Below are 8,609 nucleotides of genomic sequence, written 5' to 3' on the forward strand. Positions count from 1 at the left end.
GCAGGCAACGGTGAAGCTGCCGACCGTTCGATTTGCACGTGAGGCGACTCACCGGCAGCGCGCTAACAATGAGCAGGGAACGCGCGTCGGGCGCTCGTTTCACGGACGCAACATTTCGATGCGTCGACGCGCGACGGTTGCGCCGCGCGCGATCGCCCCGGGAAAATCAGCATGCGCACGCAATCGTCAGTCATGTAGCGGCATCACGATCGCCGATGCCCTGATTCCGTATCGACATGCATGGATGACGGCGCTCGACCGGCGTGTCGGCTAGCTCGCTTCACGCTTCGTGATCCTACGAAACGCAATTCCTGCCCCGTGTACGGCCATCGACGCGCACTGCAACCCGTATCACGTATGAAACATTCCGCACGTCCGGGCAGTCCGTCCCGCGCGTGATGCGCCGCACCAGCCGGACACGACGCGGCTGGTTTGAAATATGCAGCATTCAGGATGCCGACACGCGTGCACGCAGAATCGGCAACACACACACAATCGGCCGGTGAACCCGATTGCATGAAGAGGTAACGACAGATGACATGACTTGCCACTCGCAACGAGATGGCGGGCACGGGGACGCTTCGCCGACGCAAGCCCCCACGACGAACCTCCCCGGCCTTTACGCGGCGCGGGGTCGACTGCCTGCCGGTGCGAATCGGCCCGGCAGGCAGTCGGCCATGTTGCGCCGCCCATCCCCCGTGCAAGCGTGCGGGGCTGCCTCGCGCGCCTGGACGAACGGAATCAGGGAGCGATTCGAGGTTCGACATGCGGAAATTCTTGTTTGTATTCGGCACGCGTCAGGAAGCGGTCGGGATGGCACCGCTCGTGCGCGCGCTGAGGGCCCACGGCAACATCGATGCGAAGGTGTGCGTGACTGCCGCGCGACAGCGGGAGATGCTCGACCCGCTGCTCGCGTTGTTCGACATCACGCCCGACTACGCGCTGAACCTGACCGACCCCGGCCATGCGCACGCCGATGCGACGCCCGGGCTGCTGCAGGCGGTCGGCGGGCTGTTCGACCGGCTGCATCCGGATACCGTCGTCGTGCACGGGGACACGACGACGACGCTGATGGTCAGCCTCGCGGCGTTCTACCGGTATCTGCCGGTCGCGCACGTCGAGGCGGGGCTGCGCAGCGGCGACATCTGGTCGCCGTGGCCCGAGGAGCTGAACCGCCGGATTACCGATGCGGTGTCGTCGTGGCATTTCGCGCCGACCGACCGCGCGCGGCGCAACCTGCTCAGCGAAGGCGTGCCGGCCGACAGCGTCGTGCTGAGCGGCGACACGCTGATCGACGCGTTGCAGGGCGTGCGGCGCGTGCTCGAGCGCGACGACGCGTTTGCGCAGACGATCGCCGCGCGCTACCGGTTCCTCGACGGCGACGCGCGAATCGTGCTCGTTTCCGGCCACCACGTCGGCACCGGCGACGCGCTCGCGCGTTTCGGCCGCGCGCTGCGCGTGCTCGCGGGCCGGCACCGTGACGTGCAATTCGTGTATGCGCTGCACGGCGACTCGCTCGTCGACGAGCCGATGCACGCGCTGCTCGACGGGATCGCGAACCTGCACGTGATCGAACCGCAGGCGTACCTGTCGTTCGTGTTCCTGATGTCGCGCGCGCACTTCATCATCACCGATTCGTGCGGGATCCAGGAGGAGGCGCCGGCGCTCGGCAAGCCGGTGCTCGTCACGCGCGATACGAGCGAGCGGCCCGAGGCGATCCAGGCCGGCACTGCGCGGCTTGTCGGCACCGATGCGGCGCGGCTCGTCGACGAGGCATCGCGCCTGATCGGCAACGAACACGCATACGACGAGATGGCGCGTGCGAGCAATCCGTACGGCGACGGCCATGCGTGCGAGCGCATCGTCCAGGCGCTGCTGAGCCGCCGGCATGGACTGCCAAGCATCGTGAACTTCGGAATGGGTGCAGGGGAAATGCCGTATAACGCGCTGGCGCTCGGACTGCATGCGCTGCGTTCGGCCTGAACGAAAAAAAACGCCGCGCGGTTTTGCCGCGCGGCGTCTGTACTGTTGGCAAGCCGCGTTGCCTATGGGCAATGCGTACTGCCGGACCCCTTCAATTGTGCGTTGGTAGGCTCGATTGGACTCGAACCAACGACCCCCACCATGTCAAGGTGGTGCTCTAACCAGCTGAGCTACGAGCCTAGTGAAGCGGCGAATTATAGAGAGGGTCGGTGGGGAGCACAAGCGTTTTGATGAAAATTTTTTGAATCGGCGTGTGGGGCGACGTGTAGCCGCGTGATTGCGGGACGCGTGAAGCACGCTGGAACGCTTGTGCGGCAACGGTTTGCGCGGTTCGCGAAGCGCTGCGTGATGTGCTTCGTTATTTGCGTTGAATGTCATGCGATGAGCGCACGCGTGATACGCGACGCGGTCGCGCTGCTTGTGCCTGGTGCGATGGTGAGGTCGTTGAGTCGCGCATCTGTGGACGCGACGTGCGATGCACAGCGTAGCGCGTCGTTGCTGTGAGGTTATCCACATTCGCCTCTGGATAACCGCTTCGCAAGCCTCTGGATTCACAGTGGAACGATTGAGGATATCTGTGGCGTCTGTGAATCTGCTCAAAAGTTGTTCTGTGCTCCCCGGAACTTTGCACGAGAGTCGCGCGCGGTTATGAAATCCACATCGCGCTTATTTTTCAGTACGTTAGGGCAGTTATCCACAGAGCAACGCGCAGCTTGTTAACTATCACTACGTATATATACACAACAAGTCAAAACCATTGGATAAGCACAGTGCGGCGACTGTGACCTGTGCACGGACGAACCGAAACGCTGTGAGGAGATGGCCGAAAGCGTGCTCGGGGGCACAGCGTTTTCGCTGTGATTCCGCCATAGAAGCCCGCGTATCGACGCAGCGAGCACGTCCGACATGGCCGCCATCGTCAGATGGCTCACCGCTTGATACGAGACGAGGTTGGGCCGTGTTCATAAAACTGCATGCTCAGTGCGCGATCATCGTGGACGATCTCACCGTAGGGGGTTTTCCTTCGATGCCTCGGGGGATCTCGACACGTCGCATATCCCGTATCTGTCCAGCAACGCATGGTGGGACAAGCTGGAGCAGCTCAGGCAAGCGGCGAATGACGCGCTTTCGACGATGAACTAGGAGGCTTGATGGCGGCAGTCCAGTGTTCCGTGCATGGCCGCGGCAGCGGCGTCAATCTGACGCATACTGCAGCCGAACTGCTGTACGGCGGGCGGGCCGGATGGGCGGCCGGCAGCCGGCTCGTGAAGCTGATGCTCGAAGACGACGGCGTCGAATGGTTGTGCTTCATCCTCGAGTCGGACGCGCTGACGTTCAAGGCGCTCGGCGGCGTGCGCGACGCGGACGGCAATTACCGCATCGTCGGCGAGGACGCTGCGTGGGCCGCGCTCGCGACGATGACGGCCGCGTGTCACGGCTGCCTGCTGGAAATGAAGCGCGTGCAGGATGACGTGCGCGATACGGACGACGACGGGAACCGGTGATGGTGAGGCGATCGGTCGCGCGTTTTGAACCGGTGACGTTGCTTTCGAGGTGTGGATAACGGACCGGTACTCAGTCGAAAACGCTGTGCACCTGGCCTGAAACGTCGGTACGCTGCACGCCGTGGGAAGCGCGTGTCATCAAGGGCTCGTGCTGAACGATGCCTTCATTGAGCCGGCGGCAGCGTCGATGACCGTTGCCTATGGCGATGCGTATCACGCCGACATCGCCGCAATACGGCATGTGGATATTCTCCGCGCAAAGAATTAAAAACGCTGTGCAGTGTGACGCGATGTCGTTGCGTCGGGCCGGTTCAATCACGACCTGCGATCTCGCTGCTTCGATCGTCGGGAGAAGGTCTCTGCCGGTTGTCGCTATCGAAGTGTATCCACGTCGGATGGCGTGCAGTTGAGCGTACGACACTGTACTCGGGATGTGGACAATCAACCGCAAAAGCAATCGCAAACGCTGTGTGTGATATCGTGCGCGGCCGCGCATCTGACAAGCAACGCACGTTCTACGGCGCGATCGAATTCGAGCAGGCGTTCGCACGACTAGCGGCGCTGGTTTTTTCTCGACGAGGTGGCTCCGATTGAAGCAGCAGGGGCCGACTGCGTTGTTGATTTCTTTGTGGATAACCGAATCTCAAGACGACTCGAAACGCTGTGAAGCGGAAAGGTGAGGGTTGATGCCTCCGCTTGAATGCATCGCGCCAATCGGTTGATACACGGTCTTTTCGTGCGGATGGACAGGCGTCTCGATTGACGCGCAAGCGGTCGTCCATGCTGTCACGCGCGTTGTGGATATCCGGCTTTCGAAATCACTCGAAACGCTGTGCATTCCAGCGGTGAGGCTGAACGCCATCGAATGAAAGCGTCGAATAGTCGCTTCCATTGTGGATATCCGACTTCACAAAAGACTCGAAACGCTGTGCTTTTCAAGGGTGAGCATGAACCCCTCGGTGAGCGCTTCGCATCGTCGTCGCCGTTGTGGATATCCGATCCGCAAAACAACTCGGAACGCTGTGCAATCGAACGGTGAGCGTGCACGGCTCTTGAGTCGAGAACGCCCGTCAGACGGCGCGAGAGCGGATGTATTGAGCCGCAGGCGACGAACGTATCGTGCCGATCACGTCTGCTCGTCGAGCGCGCGCGCTAGGGCCTTTTCACCGAGACTGTCGGCTCGACCGACCACCGCATAGTTGAGCCCATGCAGTGACCCATATCGCGCGAGCAATTCACCGTCGACGCGCTCGCCCGCAGCCAGCAGCCGATGCGCGGATTCAGGCGGCCGCACGTAGAAGCTCAACGTGCGCCCCGCGTTGTCTTCGTAAAGCACCATTGCCGCCGCACCACGCTCGGTCGCAAACAGACGCCCGCCAACCGGCCGGAAGCCCGCTGCGGTGAGATCCGGCAGCTTCGCGCCCGAGCCGACCTGACGAGTGAGCCACGTCTGCAACTCGCCCGCACTCGTCGGCGTGACATCCACCCGCGCGCTGCGATCTACGACCATCATCTTGTACGCCTCGACCGCATCGCTCATCGGCGCGGCGGCCGGCGGTGCGTTCCAGCCGCGCGCCTGCCAGCCGCCGAACGTGCCGAGGCCGATGCAGAGAACAAAAGACGCGGCCATCGCGAACCGCATCCGCGTGCGCTCGTTGCGGCGCGCGCGGATCGCCGCCGGATCGAGCCCTGGGTTTTCGAACGGCGGCGGCACGTTTGCGAGCGCGGCCCGCAGCCGCTGCGCGTCCTGCCGCCAGCGCTGCACCTGTTCCGCGCGTTCGGGGTGATGTGCGAGATAGCGCTCGACTGCTGCGCGTGCGTCGTCGTCGAGACGGCCGTCGACGTAGGCGTGGAGGTCGTGTTCGTCGGGTGGGATGTTCATTTGATCGACCGCAAGTAGGAGGCGGGGAGTTCGCCGTCGCTGAGCCGGCGCAGCGCCTGGCGCGCGCGGGACAGCCGCGACATCACGGTGCCGATCGGCACGTCGAGCAGATCGGCGACTTCCTGGTAGCTGAAGCCCTCGACCGCGACGAGCAGCAGCAGGCTGCGCTGCTCGTCGGTGAGGCGGCCGAACGCTTCGAGCGTCGCGCGCGCGGCCACCTCGCGTTCGGCGGACGGCCAGTGCGGCTCGTCGTCGTCCTTGATGCGGCCGAGCAGCCACGCGTAGCGTTTCGCGCGGCGTTTGCCGTCGAGAAACTGCCGGTAAAGGATCGTGAAGAGCCAGCTGCGCAGCGACGCGTCGTCGCGGCGGCTCGCCCAGCGCGACAGCGCGCGCTCGAGCGCCGACTGCACGAGATCGTCGGCCGCGTGCGCGTCGCGGGTCAGCCAGAGCGCGAAGCGGCGCAGCCGCGGGAGCTGTTCGCGCAGTTGATCGTCTAGGTCGGTCGAGGACATGGCGGGCCAGATGCCGGAGCGGCGTGGATTCGTCGCGTAGGACGTCTGCCGGGCGCGGTTATTCCACCAGCATAGGAAAAATTTTTTTCGACGGAATAAAGCGCGGGGTGGGGCGTCCTACGGCGGTTCGATACAAGACCGCGAGGTCGGGAGTGACAACATGGAGCGATCTTCTTCATCTTCTTCGTCGTCGCAGGAAGAGCCTGGGCGCGGGTTGTGGCGCTGGGCGGCGATTGGCGGGGCCGTGGTGGGCGTGGCGGCGGCGTTCGGGTATGTCGGCGGGTGGCTCGCGCCAGGGCGGCTGACGCCCGACAGGCTCGTCGACGCGCTGCAGGCGAACGGCGGCATGCACGCGGGATATCGGCGCAATCACGCGAAAGGCGTTTGTGTGAGCGGCTACTTCGAAGGGAACGGCACGGCGAGCGCTTATTCAACCGCACCCTTTTTCAAGGCGGTGCGGACGCCGGTGGTCGGGCGGTTCGCGTTGCCGGGCGGGAATCCGTATGCGCCGGATAGCAGCGTGCCGATACGGAGCATGGCGTTGCGGCTCACCGCGCCGGATGGTGAGCAATGGCGGACCGGGATGAACAGCATGCCGGTGTTTCCGGTGGCGACGCCGGCCGCGTTCTATGCGCTGACGGTGGCGGGGCGGCCCGATCCGAAGACCGGGAAGCCGGATCCGGCGAAGCTCAAGGCGTTTTTCGCTGCGCATCCGGAGACGGCGGCGTTTCGGGAATGGGTGAAAGGGGCGAAGCCGAGTGGGAGTTATGTCACCGAGGCTTATTCGTCGTTGAATGCGTTTTATCTCGTCGATGCCGGCGGGAAAAGGCAGGCGGTGCGGTGGCAGGTGGTGCCGCAGCAGATGGCCGGGGCGGGGGATGTCGCGAAGGCCGGGGATCCGGATGTGTTGCAGGCGGATCTGGCACGGCGGATCGCGGACGGTGCGCAGCGGTGGAAGTTGGTGCTCACGCTCGCGGAGCCGGGCGATCCGGTGGACGACGCGACGAAGGTCTGGCCCGCGCAACGGACGACGATCAATGCGGGGACGCTGGTGCTCGATCGCGTGGTGGCGCAGGACAGCGGGCCTTGTCGGGATGTGAATTACGACCCGACGGTGTTGCCGCAGGGGATTCAGGCTTCGGGGGATCCGTTGCTGGCGGCCAGGTCGGCGGCTTATGCGGATTCGTATCTGCGAAGGACGAGTGAGGAGGCGGGGGTGCCTGGGGTGGCGAAGGTGATTGCTTCGGAGAAACGGTGATGAAGACGACGTTCAGTTTGCCGGCGAGGGTGCTGCATTGGGTGATGGCCGCGATGATCGTCGCGATGCTGTTTATCGGGGTGGGGATGGTGGCTTCGGTTTCGGAGCGGCATGCGGTGTTGGTGGCGGTGCATAAGCCGTTGGGGGTTGCGGTGCTTGTGCTGGTTTGTTTGCGGGTTGTGGTGCGGTTGAGCTCGCGGGCGCCGGCGTTGCCGGGGGATTTGCCAGGGTGGCAGAAGGCGGCTGCGCATGGGTCGCATCTCGTGATGTATGCGCTGATGGTCGCGATGCCGTTGATCGGGTGGGCGATGCTTTCGGCTGGTGGGTATCCGGTGACGCTTGGAGGTGGGGTGCAGTTGCCGGCGATCGTTTCGGCTGATCCTGTTGCGTTTGCTTGGCTCAGGATCGCGCATCGGTGGGTCGCTTATCTGTTCTTTGCTACTTTCCTCGCGCACTTTGCGGCCGCGCTTTATCACGGGTTGGTGAGGCGGGATGGGGTGTTGAAGGCGATGGTGGGGAGGTGATCGTGGACGGCCGCTTTCTGCCGTTGTGACGGTTGTTGAAGGTGGTCGTTGAAAGATCGCGGTTGTATCTGCGCCAGGGAGTGGTGCATGAAGACTCGCTGAAAGTTGATCCAGCCACCAAAGCAATAAGGGCCGCATAACGCGGCCCTTGCTTGTTACGCCTGCTGCTCCGGCTCGGCATGCTGATGGTAGGGCTGCTCTCGAAGCGCAAGCTGGCTACCGTCAGGCGTGATGGTGATTTGCCGGGTCTTGTGATTGATGGCGAGAAAGACGCGGTCCCCCGGTTCGAATCCGAACAGCTTGAAGTGCGCATCGATGACGCTCATCCATGGCATGTATGGCCAGCCTCGCTTCGAGCGATCAGGCGTGCTGCGGAGGATCATCGCAAGCACGGTGTTCGGCTTGCGCGGTTTGCGCTTCGTTGGACGTGACTTATGATTGGCGTCAGCCATTTCCGACTCCTGGTGTGAGTTGGTTGTGGTCAGCGGGTCGTATGGGTGGCAGCCCATGCGGCCCGCGCTTTTTGCGGTGGTGCTATTCCAGTTTAAGGGAAGAAAGGCGCCTGTTGAGACGGTCCTGCAAGGATTAGCCGAACGGCATATGGGACGGTTGCCCCTTCTCTATGACCACTGGCTGCAACACCGCTCATCCCCCGGCCGCGCATCTTGGCAAAATTTTTTTCAAGAAGGGCTTGACGGCAGCGCTGGGGGAGCACATAATTCGCCTCCCTGTTGATGACAGGGCAGCAAAAAAAGCTGCAAACGCTCTTTAAAAATTAACAGCCGATAAGTGTGGGCGCTTGATGACAGCGAGCCCGATCCTCGGATCGGGATAGCAAAAGTATCAAGAGTCTCACACTAAAGTAAGTCAGGTTTATGAAGCAATTCATATGACCTGTCAGCTTTGAGTGAGCGACCGGTTCGAAAGAACCGAAAACAGTAACAG

Annotated in this window: 10 protein-coding genes and 1 tRNA gene; 5 read left to right on the plus strand and 6 right to left on the minus strand. The window is 63.0% G+C overall.

The genetic code is table 11. From position 1 onward, the window contains the following. Positions 1-10 precede the first annotated feature (10 nt). Positions 11-274 (plus strand): hypothetical protein, encoded by a 264-nt coding sequence (locus G3N94_RS23745; protein WP_205795005.1) that lies wholly within the window; start codon positions 11-13, stop codon positions 272-274. 491 nt (positions 275-765) lie between these two features. Next, positions 766-1,983, plus strand: a complete 1,218-nt coding sequence (wecB, locus tag G3N94_RS23750) for a UDP-N-acetylglucosamine 2-epimerase (non-hydrolyzing) (protein WP_205795006.1) — start codon at positions 766-768, stop codon at positions 1,981-1,983. Positions 1,984-2,086: 103 nt separating this feature from the next. On the opposite strand, the gene G3N94_RS23755 is transcribed toward wecB, so the two are convergent. Further along, a tRNA-Val gene (locus G3N94_RS23755) sits at positions 2,087-2,163 on the minus strand. 971 nt (positions 2,164-3,134) lie between these two features. Between G3N94_RS23755 and G3N94_RS23760 the strand changes: the two genes are divergently transcribed. After that, complete coding sequence (locus tag G3N94_RS23760; protein ID WP_205795007.1) at positions 3,135-3,488, plus strand: hypothetical protein; 354 nt, start codon at positions 3,135-3,137, stop codon at positions 3,486-3,488. Between the two features lie 70 nt (positions 3,489-3,558). Here G3N94_RS23760 and G3N94_RS23765 read toward each other — a convergent pair whose 3' ends face one another. The 4 genes from G3N94_RS23765 to G3N94_RS23780 form a co-directional block, all read right to left on the minus strand. Further along, the gene (locus G3N94_RS23765) at positions 3,559-3,807 is read right to left on the minus strand and encodes a hypothetical protein (RefSeq protein WP_205795008.1); all 249 of its coding nucleotides are present in this window, start codon (positions 3,805-3,807) and stop codon (positions 3,559-3,561) included. Positions 3,808-4,131: 324 nt separating this feature from the next. After that, a complete protein-coding gene (locus tag G3N94_RS23770) occupies positions 4,132-4,380 on the minus strand; it encodes a hypothetical protein (RefSeq protein WP_205795009.1) in 249 nt (82 codons plus the stop codon). A gap of 234 nt (positions 4,381-4,614) precedes the next feature. Next, on the minus strand, positions 4,615-5,370 hold the full coding sequence (locus tag G3N94_RS23775; protein ID WP_205795010.1) for an anti-sigma factor: 756 nt from the start codon (positions 5,368-5,370) through the stop codon (positions 4,615-4,617). Then, positions 5,367-5,882, minus strand: a complete 516-nt coding sequence (locus G3N94_RS23780) for a sigma-70 family RNA polymerase sigma factor (protein ID WP_205795011.1) — start codon at positions 5,880-5,882, stop codon at positions 5,367-5,369. The genes G3N94_RS23775 and G3N94_RS23780 overlap by 4 nt, the downstream gene beginning before the upstream one ends. Before the next feature lie 160 nt (positions 5,883-6,042). Here G3N94_RS23780 and G3N94_RS23785 point away from each other — a divergent pair, with 160 nt between their 5' ends. Both G3N94_RS23785 and G3N94_RS23790 read left to right on the plus strand, forming a co-directional pair. Further along, complete coding sequence (locus G3N94_RS23785; protein ID WP_205795012.1) at positions 6,043-7,140, plus strand: catalase family peroxidase; 1,098 nt, start codon at positions 6,043-6,045, stop codon at positions 7,138-7,140. Next, complete coding sequence (locus G3N94_RS23790; RefSeq protein ID WP_205795013.1) at positions 7,140-7,664, plus strand: cytochrome b/b6 domain-containing protein; 525 nt, start codon at positions 7,140-7,142, stop codon at positions 7,662-7,664. The genes G3N94_RS23785 and G3N94_RS23790 overlap by 1 nt, the downstream gene beginning before the upstream one ends. A 155-nt stretch (positions 7,665-7,819) precedes the next feature. Here G3N94_RS23790 and G3N94_RS23795 read toward each other — a convergent pair whose 3' ends face one another. After that, a complete protein-coding gene (locus G3N94_RS23795) occupies positions 7,820-8,116 on the minus strand; it encodes a hypothetical protein (protein WP_205795014.1) in 297 nt (98 codons plus the stop codon). Positions 8,117-8,609: the final 493 nt, after the last annotated feature.

Source organism: Burkholderia sp. Ac-20353 (assembly GCF_017104785.1).
Classification (GTDB): Bacteria; Pseudomonadota; Gammaproteobacteria; order Burkholderiales; family Burkholderiaceae; genus Burkholderia.

Bases quoted from the DNA above. Each gene is read 5' to 3' on its own strand.
- wecB (WP_205795006.1), top strand. From the start codon at position 766: ATGCGGAAATTCTTGTTTGTATTCGGCACGCGTCAGGAAGCGGTCGGG.
- G3N94_RS23795 (WP_205795014.1), bottom strand. From the start codon at position 8,116: ATGGCTGACGCCAATCATAAGTCACGTCCAACGAAGCGCAAACCGCGC.
- G3N94_RS23790 (WP_205795013.1), top strand. From the start codon at position 7,140: ATGAAGACGACGTTCAGTTTGCCGGCGAGGGTGCTGCATTGGGTGATG.
- G3N94_RS23760 (WP_205795007.1), top strand. From the start codon at position 3,135: ATGGCGGCAGTCCAGTGTTCCGTGCATGGCCGCGGCAGCGGCGTCAAT.
- G3N94_RS23770 (WP_205795009.1), bottom strand. From the start codon at position 4,380: ATGGAAGCGACTATTCGACGCTTTCATTCGATGGCGTTCAGCCTCACC.
- G3N94_RS23785 (WP_205795012.1), top strand. From the start codon at position 6,043: ATGGAGCGATCTTCTTCATCTTCTTCGTCGTCGCAGGAAGAGCCTGGG.
- G3N94_RS23780 (WP_205795011.1), bottom strand. From the start codon at position 5,882: ATGTCCTCGACCGACCTAGACGATCAACTGCGCGAACAGCTCCCGCGG.
- G3N94_RS23775 (WP_205795010.1), bottom strand. From the start codon at position 5,370: ATGAACATCCCACCCGACGAACACGACCTCCACGCCTACGTCGACGGC.